Annotated in this window: 2 protein-coding genes; both read left to right on the top strand. The window is 46.4% G+C overall.

Annotated features, from left to right (window positions below):
- Positions 1–5: 5 nt before the first annotated feature.
- Positions 6–16,091, top strand: coding sequence for a non-ribosomal peptide synthase/polyketide synthase (locus tag HWY38_RS10325; protein WP_224181775.1), 16,086 nt, complete (start codon positions 6–8; stop codon positions 16,089–16,091).
- 88 nt (positions 16,092–16,179) lie between these two features.
- Positions 16,180–24,030, top strand: coding sequence for a non-ribosomal peptide synthetase (locus HWY38_RS10320; RefSeq protein WP_224181774.1), 7,851 nt, complete (start codon positions 16,180–16,182; stop codon positions 24,028–24,030).
- Positions 24,031–24,224 lie beyond the last annotated feature (194 nt).

Raw genomic sequence — 24,224 nt, 5'->3', positions numbered from 1 at the left:
CTCCAATGTCGGTATTTAAAAACCAAGAAACGTACTGGGAAAACCTGTTTGATGAAGAAGACGGACTAAGCGCATTCCCTTACTTTAAAGCAGCGGATAAAGCGTCGTTGGCCCGTACCGGCTACCAGGAAAAATGCATCTGCCGTTCCTTATCTCCGGAAGTATCCCAAAGAATCATGACAATGGCGAATCATTCCGATATGGCGGCCTATCTGATTTTATTGGCGGGTATTGAATGCTTGTTATATAAATATACGGATCAAACGAGCCTGATTCTTGGCATTCCGACGGTATCGAAGCAAAAAGCCGGCCAGTCAGCCGTTAACAACATTGTCCTCTTAAAAAATACGCTTTCAAACGAGAGTACATTTAAAACCGTATTCGGGCAGCTGAAAGAAGCCGTTAATGATTCTCTGAAAAATCAAAACCTGCCGTTTAGAAAAATGGTTCAGCATCTGAGCGTGCAATACAATGACGAGCATCTGCCGTTGATTCATACCGTCGTTTCGCTTAACGAAATTCATTCCTTGCAATTTAAAGAAGATACTGCAGCCGATACGCTGTTTCACTTTGATTTGGAGAACAACGGGGTTCATTTGAAGCTTTTTTATAACGGCAATCTGTACGATGAGCGCTATATCAATCAAATTGTATCCCATTTGGATCAGCTGCTGTCTGTGATCCTGTTTCAGCCTCAAGCCGCGATCCATACGGCAGAGATTTTACCGGAAGCGGAAAAACAGAAGCTATTGTTTGATTTTAACGACACCGTCAGAGATTTCTCCGGGAGCAGAACAGTCTATCAATTATTTGAAGAGCAAGCAGAAAGAACGCCTGAGCATGCGGCCGTCAAGTTTAAAAACGACCATTTGACGTACAGGGAACTGAATGAGAAGGCGAACCGTTTGGCAAGAACATTGCGTAATTGCGGGGTTCAACCCGATACGTTAGTCGCCATTCTCGCTGATCGTTCATTAGAGATGATCGTATCCATTATAGCCGTTTGGAAGGCAGGGGGCGCTTATGTGCCCCTGGATCCTGAATATCCAAAAGAGCGGCTTCAATATTTGCTTCATGATGCGGATGCAGACGTTCTCCTTGTTCAGCGTCATTTAAAAAACAGTCTCACCTTTGACGGCCCGGTGATTGATTTGAATGATGAAACATCATACCATGCCGATAGCTCATTGTTATCACCAGCAGCGGGACACAGCCATTTAGCCTATGTCATTTATACGTCGGGTACAACAGGAAAGCCGAAAGGAGTCATGGTTGAACACGGCGGCATTGTGAATTCGCTCCAATGGAAGAAGGCGTTTTTTAAACATTCTCCGCCGGATCGCGTGCTTGTCTTGTACCCGTATGTTTTTGATGCGTTCATTTTAAATTTCTTCGGCCCGCTCATCTCGGGGGCAACTTTGCACCTATTGCCTAATGAAGAGAATAAAGAAACTTTCGCCATTCAAAATGCCATAAAACAAGAGAGAATTACTCATTTCTCAACCTCTCCCCGTCTTCTGAAAACGATGATCGAACAGATGAATGCAGAGGACTTCATCCATGTTCAGCATGTTGTTGTAGGCGGTGAGCAGCTGGAAACAGATACAGTTGAGAAGCTGCATTCTCTGCAGCCTCGCATTCGGATTAATAATGAATACGGACCGACAGAAAACAGCGTGGTATCTACATTTCACCCTGTTCAGTCCGCTGATGAACAGATCACAATCGGCAGCCCGGTGGCCAACCATCAAGCTTATATTTTAGGAGCGCACCATCAAATCCAGCCGATCGGCGTACCGGGAGAGCTGTATGTCGGAGGAGCGGGAGTGGCCCGCGGCTACCTCAATCGCCCTGAATTGACGGAGGAAAAATTTGTGGAGCATCTGCATGTCCCTGGTCAAAAGATGTATAAAACGGGGGATCTCGCCAGATGGCTGCCGGATGGAAGAATCGAATATTTAGGCCGGATTGATCATCAAGTAAAAATTCGCGGCTACCGGATTGAGATCGGCGAGGTAGAGGCAGCCATGTTCAATCTGGAAAACGTTCGTGAAGCCGCAGTCGTCGCGCGGGAAGACGCAGACGGGTCCAAACAATTGTATGCCTATTATGTCGGCGAGCCTTCTTTGACAGCAGCGCAGTTCAGAAAAGAATTATACCGGGAACTGCCCAATTATATGATTCCCTCCCGCTTTATCCCATTGGAACGCATTCCGCTCACTTCCAATGGGAAGATTGATCTGAAAGCTTTGCCTGCTGCTGACGAAAATACGCGGGCGGAATACGAATACATAGCCCCGCGGAACACAATAGAAGAACTGCTGGCGTCTATCTGGCAAGAAGTATTAGGGGCAGAACGTATAGGAATTTTGGATAATTTCTTTGATTTTGGCGGAGATTCGATTAAATCAATTCAGGTATCATCCAGATTGTATCAAGCCGGATACAAGGTTGATATGAAGCATTTGTTTAAACACCCCTCGATTGCTGAACTTAGTCAGTTTGTAGCGCCGGTCAGCAGGGTGGCTGATCAAGGAGAAGTGAATGGCGGAACCAAGCTGACCCCGATACAGCATTGGTTTTTTGAACAAAACATGCCGCATGCACACCATTACAATCAGGCCGTCATGTTATATTCGGCGGAATGCTTTAAAGAGGCTCCGCTTCGCCGGACGATAGAACAGATCGCGTCGCATCACGATGCCTTGAGGATGATTTTTGAAAAAACGCCGGATGGATACGCTCCGCGAATTACAGGAACAGATGAAAGTGAACTATACCATCTGGAAGTGATGAATTATAAAGGGGAAACCGATCCGGCTCAAGCGATTGCCGATAAAGCGAATGAGATTCAAAGCAGCATGGTATTAGACAAAGGGCCATTGATGAAGCTCGGTTTGTTCCAATGTCCGGACGGAGATCATTTGCTGATTGCAATTCATCATTTGCTGATTGACGGAGTATCCTGGCGTATTTTGCTCGAGGATTTTGTAAGCGGTTATGAGCAGGCAGAACGCGGACAAACGATCCAGCTCCCGCAAAAAACAGATTCGTTTCCATTCTGGGCCGATCAATTGTCCAAGTATGCGGCGGAAACCGATATGGAAGAGGAGATTGCGTATTGGACTGAGCTTTCAAGCATAAAGCCTCAGCCATTGCCTAAAGACACTATCAGCGAAGGATCGTTATTAAGAGACAGCGAAGAAGTGACGATTCAATGGACAAAAGAGGAAACGGAGCAATTATTAAAACAAGCGAACCGCGCCTACAACACGGATATCAACGATCTGCTGCTGACTTCGTTAGGGCTGGCCGTTCACAAGTGGACAGGCACGGAAGACATTGTCGTGAATTTGGAAGGCCACGGGAGAGAACCGATTATTCCGGATGCTGACATTTCCCGCACGATAGGATGGTTCACAAGCCAGTACCCTGTCGTCCTGAGAATGGAAGCCGGAAAAAACCTGTCGCAGCGGATCAAGATCGTGAAAGAAGGGCTGCGCCGGATCCCTGATAAAGGAATGAATTACAGCATCATCAAATATATATCCGGGCATCCGGAAGCCGACAGCCTGCAGCTGAATCCGGAGATATCGTTTAACTATTTGGGACAATTTGACCAAAACCTGAAGCATCAGGCTTTGCACATATCGCCATATTCCACAGGGTTATCGATGAACGAAAACCAAGAGAGAACGGCCGTGCTTGATTTGAACGGCATGATTACCGAAGGGACATTATCACTGACACTGAGCTACAGCAGCAAACAATACGAAAGATCTACTATGGCGCAATTTGCCCAAGGGTTGAAAGAAAGTCTGCAAGAAGTCATTGCACATTGCGTAAGCCGGAAGCAGACTTCTCTCACACCAAGTGACATCCTGTTAAAAGATATCTCAATCGACGAACTGGAACAGCTTTTGGAGCAGACGCGTGAATTAGGCGAAGCGGAAAATATTTATCCATTAACGCCGATGCAGAAGGGCATGCTGTTTCACAGCTTATTTGATCCGAATTCAGGTGCTTATTTTCAGCAAACGATGTTTGATCTGCATGGAGATCTGGAGATTGATTCATTTTCAAAAAGCTTGGACGGCTTATCGCAAAAATATGATATTTTCCGCACGAATTTTTACAGAGGCTGGAAGGATCAGCCGCTCCAAATCATATTCAAAACGAAAAAAATCGGTTTTCAATTCAATGACTTACGAGAGATGAAGGAATCACAAAAAGAAGCGATGATTCAGCAGTATGCCAGAGAAGATAAGATGCGGGGGTTCGACTTAGAAAAAGGCGCGTTAATGCGGTTATTCATCCTTCGTACCGATGAAAAGACATACCGTTTTATCTGGAGTTTCCACCATATTTTGATGGACGGCTGGTGCCTGCCGCTGATTACAAAAGAAATATTCGAGAATTACTTTGCCTTGCTTCAGCAAAAGCAGCCTGAACAATCATCAATTACTCCGTACAGTCAATATATTGAATGGCTCGGCCGGCAAGATGCGAAAGAGGCCGCGGCTTATTGGGATCAGTACTTGGAGGGATATGAGGAGCAAACCGGCCTTCCTAAGGATCACCATGCAGCGGAAGACGGACGATACGTTCCTGAAAAAGTGACGTGTGACATAAGCTCCGATCTCACTTCGAAAATGAAGCGGACGGCAGGCAAGCATCATGTCACGCTGAACACGCTGCTGCAGACGGCATGGGCGGTTTTGCTGCAGAAATATAACCGTAGCCGGGACGTTGTGTTTGGAAGTGTTGTATCCGGAAGACCTGCTGGAATTCCAAACGTGGAAACCATGATCGGCTTATTCATTAACACCATTCCCGTCCGGTTCCGATGTGAAGCCGGGACAACGTTTGCTGAGCTTATGAAAGAGGCGCAGGAAAGGGCTGTAGCGTCTCAACAATTTGAGACACACCCGCTGTACGATATTCAAGCGCGTACAACGCAAAAGCAAGATTTAATTACACATTTAATGATATTCGAAAATTATCCGGTTGATCAGTATATGGAAAGTATAGGCCGCCAGAACGGAACATCCATCAAAATTTCCAACGTACAAATGCAAGAACAGACCAACTACGATTTTAATTTGACCGTTATACCGGGCGACGAGATGAACATCTCTTTTGAATACAATGCAAATGTGTATGATCGGGCAAGCATAGAGCGGGTTCGGGAACATTTCATGCAAATCCTGCATCAAGTCGTGACAAATGCGGATATCCGGGTGGATCAAGCGGAATTGTTAACGGAAGGCGAAAGAAGAACCCTTCTGCAGACGCTGAACGACACGGCCGCGCCGTTTCCGCAGACGCCGGTTCATCAATTATTTGAAGAGCAGTCGCAGCGTACGCCCGATCAAGCAGCCGTCATTGATAAGGACAGGCAGCTCACGTACGGAGAGCTCAATAAGCGGGCCAACCGACTGGCGCGAACGTTAAGAGCGAAAGGAGTGCAGACGGATCAGCCTGTAGCCATCATCACAAGAAACAGCATCGAATCGGTGGTCGGAATCCTTGCCGTTTTAAAATCAGGCGGAGCCTATGTCCCTATAGATCCGGAATATCCGCAAGACCGCATCCGGTATATGCTGGATGACTCCCAAGCCGGAATCGTTTTAATGCAGCGGGACGTCAGGAAACAGCTTGCCTATGAAGGCGCCACGGTTTTACTTGATGATGAAAGTTCTTATCACCAAGATGACTCTGATCTTGCTCCGATAATTGATGCGAGCCATTTGGCATATGTCATTTATACGTCAGGTTCCACAGGCCGGCCAAAAGGCGTACTAATCGAGCACGGAGGCTTGACCAATTATATTTGGTGGGCGAAAGAGGTTTATGTAAAAGGCGAGAAAGCCAACTTCCCATTATATTCGTCAATTTCTTTTGATCTGACGGTGACTTCTATTTTCACGCCGCTTGTCACAGGAAATGCAATCATCGTCTATGACGGAGAGGATAAAACAGCTCTGCTTGAATCGATTGTGCGTGACCCGAGGGTGGATATCATTAAATTGACCCCGGCCCATTTGCAGGTTTTGAAAGAAATGAACATTGCCGATCAAACGGCTGTCAGAAGAATGATTGTGGGCGGGGAAAACTTAAGCACCCGGTTAGCCCGCAGCATTCATGAACAGTTCGAAGGCCGGATTGAAATATGCAATGAGTACGGACCGACGGAAACCGTTGTCGGCTGCATGATTTACCGTTACGATGCCGCAAAGGACAGACGGGAATCGGTACCGATCGGAACCGCTGCGGCAAACACGAGCATTTACGTTCTTGATGAGAATATGAAACCCGCGCCGATCGGAGTGCCGGGAGAGATCTATATCAGCGGCGCCGGTGTGGCTAGAGGATATTTAAACCGTCCCGAATTAACGGCGGAGAAATTTGTCGATGACCCGTTTGAACCCGGAGCGAAGATGTATAAGACCGGAGATTTGGCGAAGTGGCTGGCGGACGGAAACATTGAATATGCGGGCAGAATAGATGAACAAGTGAAAATCAGAGGCTATCGTATCGAATTAGGCGAGATCGAGGCGGCACTGCTTCAAAAAGAAGCGATCAAGGAAGCTGTCGTTACAGCCAGAGAGGATGTCCACGGTTTTAAACAATTGTGTGCATATTACGTGAGCGGCGGGCAAACAACGGCAGCCCGGCTCCGGAAACAATTGTCTCAAACCCTTGCAAGTTATATGGTTCCGGCTTATTTTATCGAGCTTGATGAAATGCCTTTAACTTCTAACGGAAAAATAAACAGAAAAGGGTTGCCGGCTCCGGATTTCGAACTGCAGGACAGAGCAGAGTATAAAGCTCCCCGAACAAAAGCTGAAGAAATATTAGTTTCTGCCTGGGAATCGGTATTAGGCGCTGAAAACGTCAGTATTCTTGATAATTTCTTCGATCTTGGCGGGGATTCCATTAAATCCATTCAAGTATCCTCCAGATTAAATCAGCAAGGATACAAAATGGAAATCAAAGACTTGTTTCAATATGCAACAATTGCAGAATTGAGTCCGCATATCAAGCAGAATCTGCGTATAGCCGATCAAGGTGAGGTCAAAGGAAAAGTCAGCCTGACTCCTATTCAGCATTGGTTTTTCGAACAAACAACAACAGATCAGCATTATTATAATCAAGCCGTAATGCTGCATGCGCCGGAAGGTTTTCAGGAAACGCCGCTTCGTCAAACCCTGCAAAAGCTTGCTGAACATCACGATGCGCTCCGCATGACGTTCCGGACTACGGAAAATGGCTGTGAGGCGCAGAATGAAGAAATCGCCCAAAGCGGACTGTACTACTTAGAAGTCCTGAATCTGAAAGAAGATCCCGATCCGGGGCGTACAATTGAAGCCAAGGCTGATGAGATACAAAGCAGTATGCGTTTAAGTGATGGGCCGTTAATGAAAGCCGGGTTGTTTCAATGCGCAAATGGAGATCATCTGCTCATTGCCATCCATCATTTGATTATAGACGGGATTTCATGGCGCATTTTACTGGAAGATATCGTTAGCGGCTACAAGCAAGCCGAGAACGGGCGAGTAATTCAACTGCCGCAAAAAACAGACTCTTTCCAATTATGGGCTAAGAGACTTTCAGAATACGCGCAAAGTGAAACCATAAAACAAGAACAGGAATATTGGACAAAGATCGAACAAACCGAAGTCAAACCGCTGCCTAAAGATTTTCATGAAACCCATACAACTGCAAAAGACAGTGAAACAGCAACTGTGGAATGGACGAAAGAGGAAACGGATCTGCTATTAAAACAAGCGAATCGCGCTTATAACACGGAAATAAACGATTTGCTTTTAACTTCTCTGGGTCTTTCCATATCGCATTGGTCAGGACTGGAACAAATTCCGATTCATTTAGAGGGACACGGCAGAGAACAGATTATACAAGATATAGATATCTCCCGCACGGTCGGGTGGTTTACAAGTCTGTATCCAGTTGTGCTGCACGCGCAGCCAGGCAAAGAAATCTCTGATTATATCAAGACGACCAAAGAAGGATTGCGTCAAATTCCGCATAAAGGGATCGGATATGGAATAGCAAGGTACTTAAGCGGCGGAATGCCATCGAAACTCAATCCTGAGATCAGCTTTAACTACCTGGGACAGTTTGACCAAGATTTACAGCAGCATGGGGTTCAATTATCTTCTTATTCTTGCGGTTCAGACTCAAGCGAAAATCAAGAAAGACCGTATGTATTGAATATAAACGGAATGATCACAGCGGGCCGGCTGAAGCTTACGATCAGCTACAGCAACAAACAGTACGCAAAAGAAACGATCATGCGGTTATCGGAAACGATTCAAAGCCGCCTGCGGACCATCATTACGCATTGCGTTCATAAAGAACAATCGGAACTGACGCCAAGCGATATTTTGTTAAAAGGCATGTCCATTGACGAATTGGATCAGCTCCTCATTCAACTGCCGCATGCAGGTGAGGTTGAAAACGTGTATCCGCTCACTCCGATGCAGAAAGGAATGCTCTTCCACAGCCTGCTGGACGAGGCCTCAAGTTCTTATTTTGAACAAGCATCGTTCGATTTGCAGGGAGAGTTAAAGATTGATTGGTTTAAAGCAAGCCTTGAACGATTATTTGAAACATACGCCGTGCTCAGAACCCGTTTTTACAGCGGCTGGAACGATACTCCTTTACAAATTGTCTATAAAACGCAAACACCGCAAATTCATTTTACAGATTTGCGTGATATAGAGGAGCACCGGCGTGAGGATGCGATCGCAGCCTATCAAAGAGAGGACAAGGCAAAAGGATTTGACTTGGCTCGGGATCCGCTGATGCGCATAGCGATTTTCCGTATGGAAGACCGCAAATATCATTTGATTTGGAGCTTCCATCATATTGTGATGGATGGCTGGTGCCTGTCTCTTATCACGAAGGAAGTGTTTGATCATTATCGCGCCTTACAGGAAGGCAGAGAACCAGAACCGCCATCGGCAGCTCCTTACAGCGACTATATCGAGTGGCTTGGCCGCCAAGATCAGGGAGCGGCAAAGCGGTACTGGAGCGGGTATCTTGAAGGATATAAAGGTGAAACCACGCTTCTTCATAAAATAGCGCAGCATGAACAAAAAGAATACGCCTATGCCAATGTGACCTGCCGATTTGATCACGAACAGACAAAACAATTACAGCAGATCGCAAATCAGCATCAGGTTACATTAAATACGTTGATCCAAACGTTATGGGGAGTATTATTACAGAAATACAGCGGGTCCGCAGACGTTGTCTTCGGCAGTGTCGTGTCGGGAAGGCCGGCGGAAATTCCTGATGTGGAACAGATGGTCGGCCTGTTCATCAATACGATTCCGGTTCGCATCCGCTGCGAGGAGGACAGCACTTTTGCTGATACGATGCAAATGGTTCAACAAAACGCGCTGGCTTCCCAATCGTACGATACCTATCCTTTATACGAAATTCAGGCCCAAACGGAACAAAAGCAAAACTTAATTGATCATATCATGATCTTTGAAAATTATCCGATAGGGCAGCAGGTCGAAGAGACGGGACATCATGGTACGGAGCTGAACATTACGAATTTTCATATGCAGGAACACTCCCACTATGATTTGAATGTGGTTGTTATTCCTGGCGAACAGCTGGCCGTTCATTTCGGTTTTAATGAAAATGAATATGAAAAATCAGAAGTGGAACGGCTCTGCGGACATTTTGAACAGCTCATGCAGCAAGTATTACAGCAGCCGTCTGTCAAAATAGAAGAATTGGAGCTTCTCTCTCAACAAGAAAAAGAACATCTGCTCAGCCGCTTTCAGTCTAATGACATGCAATACCCGCGTGAAAAAACGATTCATGAGTTGTTCGAGGAACAGGCGCAACGTACTCCGGACAATACAGCGGTTGTATTCGAGGATAAACAACTCACCTACGGAGAACTGAATCGGCGTGCCAATCAGCTTGCGCGAACCTTGCAGGCAAAAGGTGTGCGGAACGATCAGCTTGTCGGTATTATGACTGAACGCTCGCTTGAGATGATTGTAGGCATCTTGGGAGTTTTAAAAGCGGGCGGCGCATATTTGCCGATAGATCCTGATTCTCCGTCTGAACGCATCCGTTATATTTTGAGTGATTCAAGTCTCAGCGTATTGCTTTACCGCGGGAAGCTGCAGGATGACATCGGCTTCTCAGGAACATGTATCGAACTCATGGAGGAACATTTCTATCACGAAAAAGACAGCAGTCTTGCACTCTCTTATCAGTCCAGTCAACTGGCCTATGCCATTTATACTTCTGGTACGACAGGCAAGCCTAAAGGCACGTTAATTGAACATCGCCAGGTCATTCACCTGATTGAAGGACTTCGACGCCAAATTTACTCTGCCTATGAGGCGGAGCTGAATGTAGCCATGCTCGCTCCATATTATTTCGATGCTTCTGTTCAGCAAATGTATGCTTCCTTGCTGTCAGGACATACCTTGTTTATTGTGCCGAAAGAGATTGTGTCAGACGGTGCTGCCTTATGCCGTTACTACCGGCAGCATTCGATTGACATCACCGACGGAACACCTGCCCACTTAAAGCTTTTGATAGCTGCAGGTGATTTGCAGGGAGTCACGCTTCGGCATCTTTTAATCGGAGGAGAGGCTCTTTCCAAAACGACGGTAAATAAGCTCATGCAATTATTCGGCGATCATGGCGCTGCGCCTGGGATTACCAATGTATATGGGCCTACGGAGACTTGCGTAGACGCGTCTCTGTTCAACATTGAATGTTCTTCCGATGCGTGGGCACGCAGCCAAAACTATGTCCCTATAGGCAAGCCGTTAGGCAGAAACCGCATGTACATTCTTGATTCAAAAAAACGGCTGCAGCCGGCGGGCGTCCAAGGCGAACTGTATATTGCAGGGGACGGTGTCGGGCGGGGTTACTTGAACCTGCCGGAACTGACGGACGAAAAATTTGTTGCCGATCCGTTTGTACCGGAGGACCGAATGTACAGAACCGGTGATCTGGCCCGCCTTCTGCCGGATGGAAATATTGAATATATCGGCCGGATTGATCATCAGGTGAAAATTCAAGGTTTTCGGATTGAACTCGGTGAAATCGAATCGGTGATGCTGAACGTTCCTGATATTCAAGAAGCCGCCGCAGCTGCCCTTAAAGATGCAGATGATGAATATTACTTGTGCGGATACTTTGCTGCGGATAAGACAATACAGATCAGTGAACTTCGCGAAAGAATGGCCCGGCATTTACCGGGATATATGATCCCGGCTCATTTTGTTCAGTTGGATAAGATGCCGCTGACGCCAAACGGGAAGTTGAATCGCCAGTTATTGCCAGCTCCGGTCAAAAAGCGTGACAGCGGCATAGAGTACGTCCCGCCGCAAACTTCGGCAGAAATCCAGCTGACAGCAATTTGGGAGGATGTCCTCGGATTAGAGCAGGTGGGGATCAGAGATCACTTTTTTGAGATCGGCGGACACTCCCTGCGGGCAACGGCGCTGGTTGCAAAAATACAAAAGCAATTGCATGTCCAAATTCCTTTGCGGGACGTCTTCCGTTTCCCAACCATTGAACAGCTCGCACAGACGATCACGAAGACGGAGCTGACCGGATATGCTGCGATTCCTGCAATTGAAAAAAGACCTTATTATCCGGTATCCTCAGCACAAAAACGGTTGTACATCCTGAATCACTTGGAAGGCGGAGAACTCAGTTATAACATGCTGGGACTGATGGCTGTCGAAGGCAAGCTTGACCGTGACAAACTGCAGCAAGCCTTCCGCACGCTGATTTTGCGCCATGAATCTTTGCGCACCGGTTTTAAAATGGCTGACGGAGAACCCGTTCAGTATGTCTTGGATCATGCAGCGTTTGAAACAGAGTGGTACCAAGGGGAAGAAGATGGTGCGGACCTTTATATCCGCCAATTTATTCGTCCTTTTCACCTGGATGAGCCGCCGCTGCTTCGCGTGGGGCTGATTGAACTTCAACCTGACCGCGGAATTCTGATGTTTGATATGCACCACATTATTTCTGACGGAACGTCCATGAGCGTATTGATCAAAGAATTTATCCGCATTTATGAAGGAGAGACATTAACGCCCCTCCGCATCCAGTACAAGGACTACGCAGTATGGCAGACCGGCGAAGCGAGATTACAGCAGATTCAAAAACAAGAAGCCTATTGGTTAGAGCTGTACAGCGGCGACGTCCCTGTCCTTCATCTGCCGACCGATTATATCCGGCCGTCGGCACGGGATTTTGCGGGAGCCACAATGCAGTTTACGCTTGATAAGCAAAAAAGCGATGGGTTAAAGCAGCTGGCATCCCAAACTGAATCGACTTTATATATGGTGCTCCTTGCATCTTATACATTATTGCTTTCAAAATACAGCGGCCAGGAAGACATTATTGTCGGCTGTCCTATAGCGGGAAGACCGCACGCCGATTTGGAACCGATTATCGGAATGTTTGTCAATACATTGGCCATGAGAAATTACCCTGAAAAAGGGAAGACGTTCTCTCAGTATCTGTCCGAGGTGAAGGAGAATGCATTAAAAGCTTATGAACATCAAGATTATCCGTTCGAAGCGCTGATCGATCAACTGAATATCGCCAGAGACTTGAGCCGTAATCCGTTGTTTGACACCATGTTTGTGCTTCAAAACACGGAGCAGGAACAATTAGAGATAAATGACGTCACTTTCAAACCATATCCAAACGGACATACGATGGCGAAATTTGATCTAACTTTAACTGCTGTGGAAGAAGAGGCGGGTATTCAGTTCACGATGGAATACTTGACGGCCCTGTTTAAACCGGAAACGATCGAACGTATGATGGGGCATTTTGTGAAGCTGATTGATTCGATTATTAAACAGCCTGATGCCGAGCTGGCTCGTCTGAATATGATGACCCAGGAAGAGGAAAGAGACATCCATCAGCTCTTTAACGATACTGCAGCAGGAACACGTATTCCGACTACGGTTCATCAGCTTTTTGAGCAGCAGGCTGTGCTTAACCCGGACCATGAAGCCATCATGTTTGGAAATCAGACGCTGACTTATCGTCAGCTGAATGAGCGTTCTAATCAGCTGGCGCGCGTCCTTCAAGATAAAGGTGTTGGCACTGATCAGGTGGTTGCCGTTCTCACGGGTCGCTCAGCAAATATGATCATCGGCATTTTAGCCATATTAAAGGCCGGCGCAGCATTTCTCCCTATCGATCCGGAGCTTCCCGAAAAACGGCGGGCTTTTATGCTGAAAGACAGCGGTGCCGACGTGCTTTTGACTTGTGCAGGTCACGCTATTCCGCCGCTCTTTGAAGAAGAAGTGCTTCTGCTTGATGATCCGATGATATATCAAGGCAGAGCAGACAATCTTAATCTTTCCTGCTCGGAAAATGATTTAATGTATGTTATTTACACGTCAGGCACAACGGGGCAGCCGAAAGGCGTTCAGCTGGAGCACAAGACCATGACGAATCTGCTCGCTTATGAGCAGGATCATACGCAGCTGCAGTTTGACAGAGTGCTGCAATTTGCCGCAATGAGCTTTGATGTCTGCTATCAAGAAATGTTCTCCGCGCTTTCAAGCGGAGGAACACTCTTTATCATCGGCAATGAGGCAAAACGTGACATACGTCAGCTCAATGATTTTGTCAGAACGCACGGGATACAAACAGCATTTCTTCCGACAGCGTTCCTTAAGCTTCTTGCCTCGGAGAAACACTATTTCGAACCATTTGCCGAGTGCGTAGATCACATCATCGCTGCGGGAGAACAGCTCATCGTAACAAGTATGCTGCGTGACAAGCTGGCGCGCCATCAAGTCACATTGCATAATCATTACGGTCCGTCGGAGACGCATGTCGTGACCATGTATACCGTTGATCCGAATACAGATCAGGAGCTTCAGCCGATCGGCAAACCGATTTCAAATACGGAGATGTTCATTTTGAATGAAGCCGGAACGCTTCAGCCTGTCGGAATCGTCGGTGAACTTTGTATTTCAGGAGTGAGCCTGGCCAGAGGCTATCATAACAGGGAGTCTTTGACGCTCGAAACTTTTGTTCCGCACCCATATGACTCGAGTCAGCGGATGTATAAAACAGGCGATCTGGCCCGTTACCTTCCTGACGGAAACATTGAATATGCGGGAAGGAGGGACCATCAGGTCAAAATCCGCGGTTACCGGGTTGAACTCGGTGAGGTGGAGGCCGCTCTTCTCAAGCACGTACAGGAAGCAGTTGTCCTAGCAAAAGAAAATACCGATGGCCAAAGTGATTTATATGCCTATTTTACAGCGGAGCAATCACTCTCGATCAGTCAGCTGAAAGAAAAACTTGCTGGTCAAATACCGGGATACATGATCCCTTCATACTTCATCCAGCTGGAGAAACTGCCGCTAACCGGCAATGGAAAAGTAAATCGAAGAGCATTACCGATGCCTGAAGCAGGTTTGCAAACGGGGACCGATTACGTTGCTCCGCGGACGAATATGGAAGAGCAGCTGATATGCATCTGGCAAGACGTTTTAAAGGTAAAAGAAATAGGTGTAAAAGATAACTTTTTCGATTTGGGCGGCCACTCGTTGCGGGGGATGACGCTCATCGCCAAAATTCATAAGCAATTCAGCAAAAATATTTCATTAAGAGAAGTCTTCCAATGTCCGACAGTTGAAGAAATGGCAAAGGCTATTGCAGAAGCTGAAACCAACGGGCCGGATTACATTCCGAAAGCCAAAGCAAAAGATGTCTATCCTGTATCTTCCGTGCAGAAGATGGTTTACCTGTCAACACAAATAGAAGGCGGAGAACTTAGCTACAATATGCCGGGAATCCTTACATTAGAAGGAAAACTCGACATGAATCGCCTGCAAACCGCTTTCCAAAAACTGATCCAGCGTCATGAATCGCTGCGTACCGGTTTTGTAATGGTCCGCGGAGAACCGGTGCAGGTGATCAAACCGCAAGTGGAGTTTTCGATGGAAAGATACAAGGCAACAGCTGACGAGGTTGAGGAATGTTTCCGCACCTTCGTGCGGCCGTTCGATCTCAGCCAGGCTCCATTACTTAGGGCTGGACTCATCGAGTTAGAACAAGACCTGAATATTTTTATGTTTGACATGCACCACATCATCACGGACGGCGCCTCCATGAATATTTTTGTCGAAGAACTGATTCAATTGTACGACGGCAAAGAGTTAGCTCCGCTCCGTATTCAGTACAAAGACTTTACGGAATGGAAACATCAAAAAGAGCAAAGAGAACGAATCAAGAAGCAGGAAGAGTATTGGCTTGGTGTATTTCATGAAGAGCTCCCGTCATTCGAGCTTCCGAAAGATTTTGCGAGACCGCCGGTTAGAAGCTTTGATGGGAAAAGGCACAATTTTACGCTCGATAAGACTGTCACCCAAGGGATAAAGCAGCTGGAAGAATTGACTGGAACGACCGCTTACATGATTTTATTCTCGGCCTATTCCATACTGCTGGCAAAATACAGCGGTCAGGATGATATCGTCGTCGGCACCCCTATTGCGGGGAGACCGCATGCGGATTTGGAACCCATTATCGGAATGTTTGTCAATACATTAGCCATCCGCACCGCTCCGATGGCAGAAAGGACATTTTTGGATTATATAACGGAAACGAAAGAAACCATGCTGAAGGCTTTTGAACATCAAGAGTATCCTTTTGAAGAATTAGTTGAAAAACTGGGTGTGAAACGGGACTTAAGCCGCAATCCATTGTTTGATACGATGTTTGTCCTGCAAAATACCGAACAAACGGATATTGAAGTGGACTCTCTCGCAGTCAGGCCTTATGAACAAACGGAGACGGCAGCCAAGTTTGATTTACAGCTGAACTTCTTAATAGATCAAGATGAGATTCAGGGCAGTTTTGATTACTGTACAAAACTATTTAAAAAGAAAACCATTGCTGTATTGGCCAAGGATTACGTCATGATCCTTTCGGCGATTATGAGAAACCCATCCATTCCTTTAAAAGACATTCAATTAAGCGAAAAAGTAAACAAAAGTAAACATCTCGCAAGCACAATCAAACTGGATTTCTAATCACAGGGGCAGCGGCTGTCCCGGCATGAATGCCGCGGCTGCCGCCAGCCGCCTGAAAACAGGAATGAAACCAACTGGAGGGATATGAATGTCAGAATTCAAACAACAGGAGTTGTTCTGGGGCCGAATGTTTCACACGGAAGACCGTCCCAGTGCATTCCCTTCGTTTCAAGTGTCCGACTCAACAGTAAAGCGTGATATAACAAGCGGATCTGACTGTATTCACAGTTCATTGAGTGCGGATGTATCACAGCGCATCCTGACGATGACGAACCAAACGCCAATGGCCGTCTATCTGGTTCTCCTGATCGGAATTGAATCCCTTTTATACAAATACACGGGGGAAGAGGGCGTGATTACAGGGGTTCCAACCTTTGAAGACGAAACTGATGAAGATCTTCGTTCAGACCAGCTCATGTTAATCAAACAGCATATCAATTCCGGCAGTACGTTTAAATCAATTTTCCATGAATTGAAACATACGCTGGACGAAGCGATCTTATATCAGGACGTTCCCTTTGATAAAATGGCCGGACAGCTGAGGCTGAACTACAATGCAAATCATTTGCCGATCATCCATACAGTCGTTTCACTAGAGCAAATTCATTCTGATGGTTTCATAGAAACGGCTGCTGCAGATGCTTTATTTCAGTTTGCTATGGGTGAAGACTTGATTGACCTAAAGTTATGTTTTAATGAACAAGTCTATGACCGTCAGTATATGATGCAGGTGCTCGGACATTTAAACCGGATATTTTCTGTCATATTATTTCAGCCTGACCTCCCCCTCGGCCAAGTGAATATTTTGCCAGAATCGGAGACACATACACTTCTCGTTGACAATCAAACTGCGAAAACTGAATATCCGCGGGATAAGACGGTTTATCAGTTATTCGAAGAACAGATGAAACGAACACCGGATCAAGCAGCCGTTATTTGCGGAGAAAAGCAATTCACATATCGCCAGCTCAATGAACGTGCCAATCAATTAGCCCGAACGTTAAGGAAAAAGGGGGTAAAGACGGACCGGCTCACTGCGATTATTTGCGAACATGAGATCGAATTGGTCGTGGGAATACTGGCCGTTTTAAAAGCGGGAGGGGCCTATGTGCCAATTGATCCGGATTATCCAAAGCATCGCATACAGTATATAGCAGAAGACTCCCAAGCTGATATCATCCTGACGCAGAGCCATCTTCAAAAACAGTTGGAACTTGCGGGCACAATGGTTTTCCTCGATCAAGAAAGCTCTTACCACGAAGACGGCTCTGACCTGGAACCGATCAGCAGTACGAAGGATTTGGCTTATGTCATTTATACGTCAGGCTCCACAGGCAAGCCTAAAGGAGTGGCAATTGAGCACCAGGGCTTAACCAATTATATTTGGTGGGCCCGCCGGGTCTATGTCAAAGGGGAAAAAACCAACTTTCCCCTATATTCGTCCATCGCTTTTGATCTGACGATAACGTCTGTTTTCACTCCGCTTGTTTCAGGAAATTCCATTATTGTCTACGGAGGAGAAAACAGTGCTGCCTTGCTTGATTGCATTATTCAGGATTCAAGGACGGATATTATCAAGCTGACCCCGGCGCACCTGCAGTTATTGAAAGAGATGAATATCCCTGCTGAGTGCACCATTCGGAAATTCATTGTCGGCGGTGACAATTTAAGCACGCGGCTCGCCCGAAGCATCAGCGGGAAATTCGGCGGAAAAATCGAAATTTTTAACGAATACGGGCCTACAGAGACAGTCGTCGGCTGTATGATTTATTCCTTTGATCCGCAAAACGACAGACGGGAATCAGTGCCGATCGGAACCGCCGCGGACAACATGAACATTTTCGTGCTGGATAAGAGCATGAAGCCGGTGCCGGCCGGCGTCCCGGGAGAAATCTATATCAGCGGGGACGGCATCGCCAGAGGATACTTGAACAGAGCGGAATTAACAGCGGAAAGATTTTTGCAGCACCCCTTTGTGCCAGAGGTGAAAATGTACCGGACGGGAGATTTAGCAAGGCGACTCCCGGACGGAAATATCGAATATTTAGGCCGGATCGACCACCAGGTGAAAATCCGCGGTTACCGCATTGAAATCGGGGAAGTCGAATCCGCATTTTTCCAAATACCGCCGATTCAAGAAGCTCTCGTTATGGCACAAGAAACCAACGGGGAAACATCCTTGTGCGCCTATTATACCGCACAGCATTCTTTAACCGCAGGCGAAATTCAGGAGCACCTGTCCCGGCAGCTTCCGTCCTATATGATCCCTGCTTATTTTGTACAGCTGGCAGCGATGCCGCTTACTTCCAACGGAAAAATAGATCGCCAGGCGCTGCCTGCTCCAACGGGAAATCTCACTGGCAATCCCTATACAGCTCCGCGGACAGAATTGGAAAAGATACTGGCCGGGGTGTGGGAATCGGTATTAGGCGCAGAACAGGTCGGAATCGATGATCATTTCTTTGAGCTGGGAGGAGATTCGATTAAGTCGATTCAGGTGACCTCAAGCTTATATCAAGCCGGGTATAAGCTTGACATCAAACACTTGTTCAAACACCCGACGATCTCCGGGCTTGCTCCTTTTATTGAGCCCGTTACCCGAATCGCAGAACAAGGGGAAATCAAAGGCCGTACCTTATTGACGCCGATTCAGCATTGGTTTTTCACCCGGCAATACCCTGATCCGCACCATTATAATCAATCTGTCACGCTTTATTTTAAAGAGGGGTTGGACGAATCGAAGCTTCAGAAAGTCATGAAGAAGATGGCCGAGCATCACGATGCTTTGCGCATGGTCTATGTTCAAGGAGATCATGAATACGAAGCCAGAACCCGCGGGATCAGTGAAGGAGAATTATTCAGCCTCGACGTGTTCTCTTTACTCGAAGAAAACAACCCAGCCGAAACGATTGAAACGATAGCCAATGACATTCAGCAATCCATCCATTTAGCCGATGGACCGCTCATGAAACTGGGATTGTTTCAATGTCAAGATGGCGATCATTTGCTGATTGCGATTCATCATCTGGTTGTAGATGGCGTATCGTGGAGGATTTTACTTGAGGATATAACGTCAGCTTATGAGCAGCTCCAAAACGGAGAAGCGATCACGCTCCCTAAGAAGACGGATTCCTATCTGTTATGGGCTGAACGATTGAAACGTTATGCAGAAAGTCCGGAATTTGAAGCGGAAAATCAATATTGGCTTGAGCAGAAACATATCTCGCAACACAAATTGCCAAAGGACAATGAGCAGGAGACCGGTCTGGCCGAAGACCGGGAAACGATCATCGTCCAATGGACAGAGGAAGAAACCGAGCGTTTATTAAAAAAATCGAACCGGGCCTATACGACTGACATTAATGATTTATTGCTGACCGGACTCGGAATGGCTGTTCATCGCTGGACGGAGCATGAAGAAATTCATGTTCATCTGGAAGGACACGGCAGGGAATCTATTTTTCAAGACGTTGATATTTCACGTACGGTGGGCTGGTTCACAACCCAATACCCGGTTTCTCTTCAAATTCAGGCGGACCGGGACATCTCCCAGCGGATTAGGACGGTGAAAGAACAGCTGCGTCAGATTCCCCAAAAAGGAATAGGATATGGCCTGATGAAATATTTGTCCGATCATCCGAAGGCATCAGAATGGACCGGACATCCGGAAATCAGCTTCAATTACCTAGGACAATTTGATCAAGATTTCGAAAATGGAGGAATCGAGGTATCTCCTTACTCCGGAGGGAAAATTGCAAGTGACAGACATCCCATTGCCTATACGCTTGACATTAACGGCATGATCTCAGACGGCCGGCTGTCATTGGCCATCAGTTACAGCGGTAAACAATATCGAAGAGAAACAATGGAAACATGCGCAGCTCTCTTAAAGAACAGCCTAAAAGAAGTCATCGAACATTGCGCAGCTCAAGAAGACATTCACCTGACGCCAAGCGATATCTCGCTGAAGGACATAACAATCGAGGAATTAGATCAATTTGTTCAGCAAACACAGCATATCGGCGACATTGAAAATATATATCCTTTAACTCCCATGCAGAAAGGTATGCTGTTCCATAGTTTAATCGATTCGGCTTCCAGAGCTTACTTTGAACAAGCCGCTTTTGATCTCAAAGGCGACTTGGATATCGAGGCATTTACAATGAGTTTGTCGCAGCTGGCGGAAAGACATGAGATTCTCCGGACTCATTTTTATACGGAATGGAAAGATCAGCCTTTGCAGATCGTATTCCGAAAAAAACCGATCGAAATAACTGTTGAAGATATTCGAAGCATGAAGAATAAACAACGAAACGAGTTCATTGCTGGCTTTGTACAAAAAGATAAGGCAAGAGGATTCGACCTTACCCAAGATGCGTTAATGCGCGTATCAATCCTTCGTACAGAGGATGACCAAGTCCGGTTGATATGGAGCTTCCATCATATTTTAATGGATGGCTGGTGTCTGCCTCTTATTACGAATGAAGTATTTGAAACCTATTATGCGATTCTTGATAGAAGAAAAGCGGAGCGGGAAGCCGTCACTCCGTACAGCCGATATATCGAATGGCTGGAAAACCAGGATCATAAGCACGCTTCAGCCTATTGGCAGAAATATTTGGATGGTTATGAAGGACAAACCGCTTTGCTGAAAAAAACCGATTCAAACCAAGGCAAAGGATATCAAAAACAAAGGCTTGCAAGCCGGCTCGGAAAACAGCTGTCAGAAGAAATCAGACAGACTGCAAGCAAGCATCACGTCACCGTGAATACATTCATTCAAAGTGCGTGGGGACTATTGCTGCAAAGATACAACAACAGTCAGGATGTCGTTTTCGGGTCGGTTGTATCCGGCCGCCCGGCAGAAATTCCGGGTATTGAATCCATGGTCGGTTTATTTATCAACACCATTCCCGTACGTATTACCGCTCAGCCTGAAATGACTGTGGAACAAGTGTTGAAAATGAGCCAGGAGCAGGCATTGGCTTCTCAGGCGTATGATACATTTCCGTTGTATGAAATTCAGGCTCAAACCGAACAAAAGCAACAGCTGATCAGTCATATCATGGTATTTGAAAATTATCCGGTCGAGAAACAAATGGAGCATATGAAACCGAATCGTGACGCGCTGGACATTATCAATTTCCATATGGAAGAGCATACCCATTATGATTTCAATTTCATTGTCATGCCCGCGGGAGAAATCGACATTCATTTTGTATACAATAGCAACGTCTATGATCATGCAAGTGTCAAGCGGATGGAAGAGCATTTTATGCAAATCATTAAGCAGATGGTGAACAGTCAGGCGATTCGCGTCCAAGACTTGGATATACTTACGGGGGGTGAACGTTCGCTCCTTATAGAGGCATTTAATGATACGGAAGCAGATTATCCAAAGGAAAAGACGCTTCATAAATTGTTTGAGGAACAAGCACAGCGTACGCCTGATCAAACGGCTGTCGTATACGGGGAAAGCCAGCTGACATACCGGGAACTGAATGAAAGAGCCAATCAACTTGCCCGGACATTGCAATCAGAAGGCGTGCAGCCGGATCAGCCGGTCGGGATTATGGCCGAACGTTCCTTGGAAATGATCGTAGGACTCTTCGGAATCTTAAAAGCCGGCGGCGCGTATGTGCCGATCGATCCGAGCTATCCGGAAGAACGGATTCACTATATATTGGAGGATTCGGATACGAAGCTGTTGTTAGTACAGAGTCACTTGAGGAAAAGCGTGCCTTTTACGGGAAAAGTGCTTGACCTGGAAGATCCGCGATTCTCTTGGGAAGATGGTTCAAACTTGAAACAGACGGCCGGACCGAATCACTTAGCTTATGTTATCTATACTTCGGGATCAACAGGCCGACCGAAAGGGGTTATGGTGGAACACCGATCCGTAATCAACCGTCTCGTTTGGATGCAGGAACATTACCCGCTGGATAAGCAGGATGTCATTCTGCAAAAAACCCCAATCACCTTTGATGTATCGGTGTGGGAGTTGTTCTGGTGGTCGATGACTGGTTCTAAAGCGGTATTGCTTCCAAACGGAGGGGAAAAGAACCCTGACGTCATCTTAGATACGATTGCGCAGAAAAATGTCACCGTCATGCATTTTGTGCCTGCGATGCTGCATGCTTTTCTTGAGTCCATGGAGCAGAAATCCGACGAGGAATTAAAGAGAAAGCTGGCATCATTAAAATATGTATTTGCAAGCGGCGAGGCTTTGACGCCTGCGCACGTTGCCGGGTTTCATCGCTTGATCACACCGGCGGGTGAGGTTCAAATCATCAATTTATACGGGCCGACCGAAGCGACGATCGATGTATCGTATTTTGAATGCGAAGCGGGAGAAACGCTTAACTCAGTTCCGATAGGTAAACCGATTTCCAACATTCAATTGTATATCGTACACCCCCAATCGGAATATTTTCAACCGCTCGGTGTGGCAGGAGAGCTGTGTATCGCCGGAGACGGGCTCGCACGGGGCTATTTGAACCGCCCGGAGCTGACGGCTGAGAAGTTTGCGGCTCACCCATTTGAAGCAGGGAAGCGGATGTACCGGACAGGCGACTTGGCAAGATGGCTGCCCGATGGTAATATCGAGTATTTGGGACGAATCGATCATCAAGTGAAAATCCGAGGCTACCGGATAGAACTCGGCGAGATCGAAGCATCTTTATTACAACTCGATGCTGTCAAAGAAGCGGTCGTCATCGCAATTGAAGAAGAGGGCTCAAAGCAGCTGTGCGCCTACTTGTCAGGAGACGGGTCAGTAAATACGGCGCAGCTGAAGCATCATTTACTGAACAAACTGCCCGCTTATATGATACCGGCTTACTTTGTCCAAATGGAGAAGATGCCGATAACCGCAAATGGAAAAATCGATCGAAAAGCTTTGCCGGCTCCTGAGGGAAATAGGCTCACCGGAATCGAATACGAAGCGCCCGGAACATTAATTGAAAAGCAGCTGGCCGAGATATGGAAGAATATTTTAGCTATCAGTGACCCGGGAATTAAAGATAACTTCTTTGACGTTGGCGGCCATTCGCTCAAAGTATTGCAAGTTATTCATCAAATCAACGACCGTATGGGAATCAAAATGCATTATCAAGCCGTATACGATTTCCCTACCATTGAAACAATGGCACGCGCCATACAAGCGGCAGTTTTCGAGTCCAGAACGGATAACGTCTTCGTCAAGATGAATCAGAACGGTTCAATCCCTGTGTTCTGTTTCCCGCCTTTATTCGGGTACGGGCTGGTCTATAATGAAATGGCGAAAAGACTTGACGGCCGCTGCACCGTCTATGCCGCTGATTTCCTAGAAGAGCCGTCTTACGAGCAAGAGATCGTTGACCGGTATGCAGAAAGCATGATAGGCATTCAGGAACAAGGGCCCTTTGTTTTACTCGGGTACTCCTCGGGGTCGAATTTGGCTTTTGAGGTTGCCAAAGCCTTGGAGAAGCGCGGACGCATCGTATCGGACATTATGATGCTTGATTCTAAAAGAGCCGTATCGGTGAATTATATTTCGGAAAAGGAAACCGAAGAGATCATTCATCGGAATCTGGATATCATTCCGGATTATTATAGAGAATTATTAACCATTCCTTCCATTAAGGATAAAATCAGAAGCTATCTCACATATCACAATAAACTGATCAATTCCGGCGCGGTGAACGCCAACATTCATCATTTTCTATGCGGCGAGTTGACCGATAGAGGATGGAAGCAATCAACCGCACAGCATTACCTTGAGTACAAATTAAAAGGAGACCATGTGACGATCTTTGACCCTCACAATATTGAAGAAAATACGGATACAATTCGATCTATTATCAAAAGGATTGAAGAACGGCATCATCACGGACTTGTTCTTGAAGAACAACTGTCAATGGGATCGTTTGCGGGAGACGCAAAGTTTGACAAAATGTAAATGATCAAGTGTAAAACGCCGCTGGCCTGGCACTCAGCGGCGTTTTTATTAAAAAGGCGAGAGTCATACTCCTGTGTTCGCAAGGCTTACTCCAGAGCCGTTCTCCATGACCAGTTGTCATCAAATGGTAAAAAAATCATCATACATTTTAAGGAAAAAGGAGGATGTCAAGTTATTAGAAAAAAGTGTAGCGT

The organism is Bacillus sp. KS1, from assembly GCF_020075515.1.
In the GTDB taxonomy this organism is placed as follows: Bacteria; Bacillota; Bacilli; order Bacillales; family Bacillaceae; genus Bacillus; species Bacillus velezensis.
This window is presented reverse-complemented; position numbering and strand designations above follow the sequence as displayed.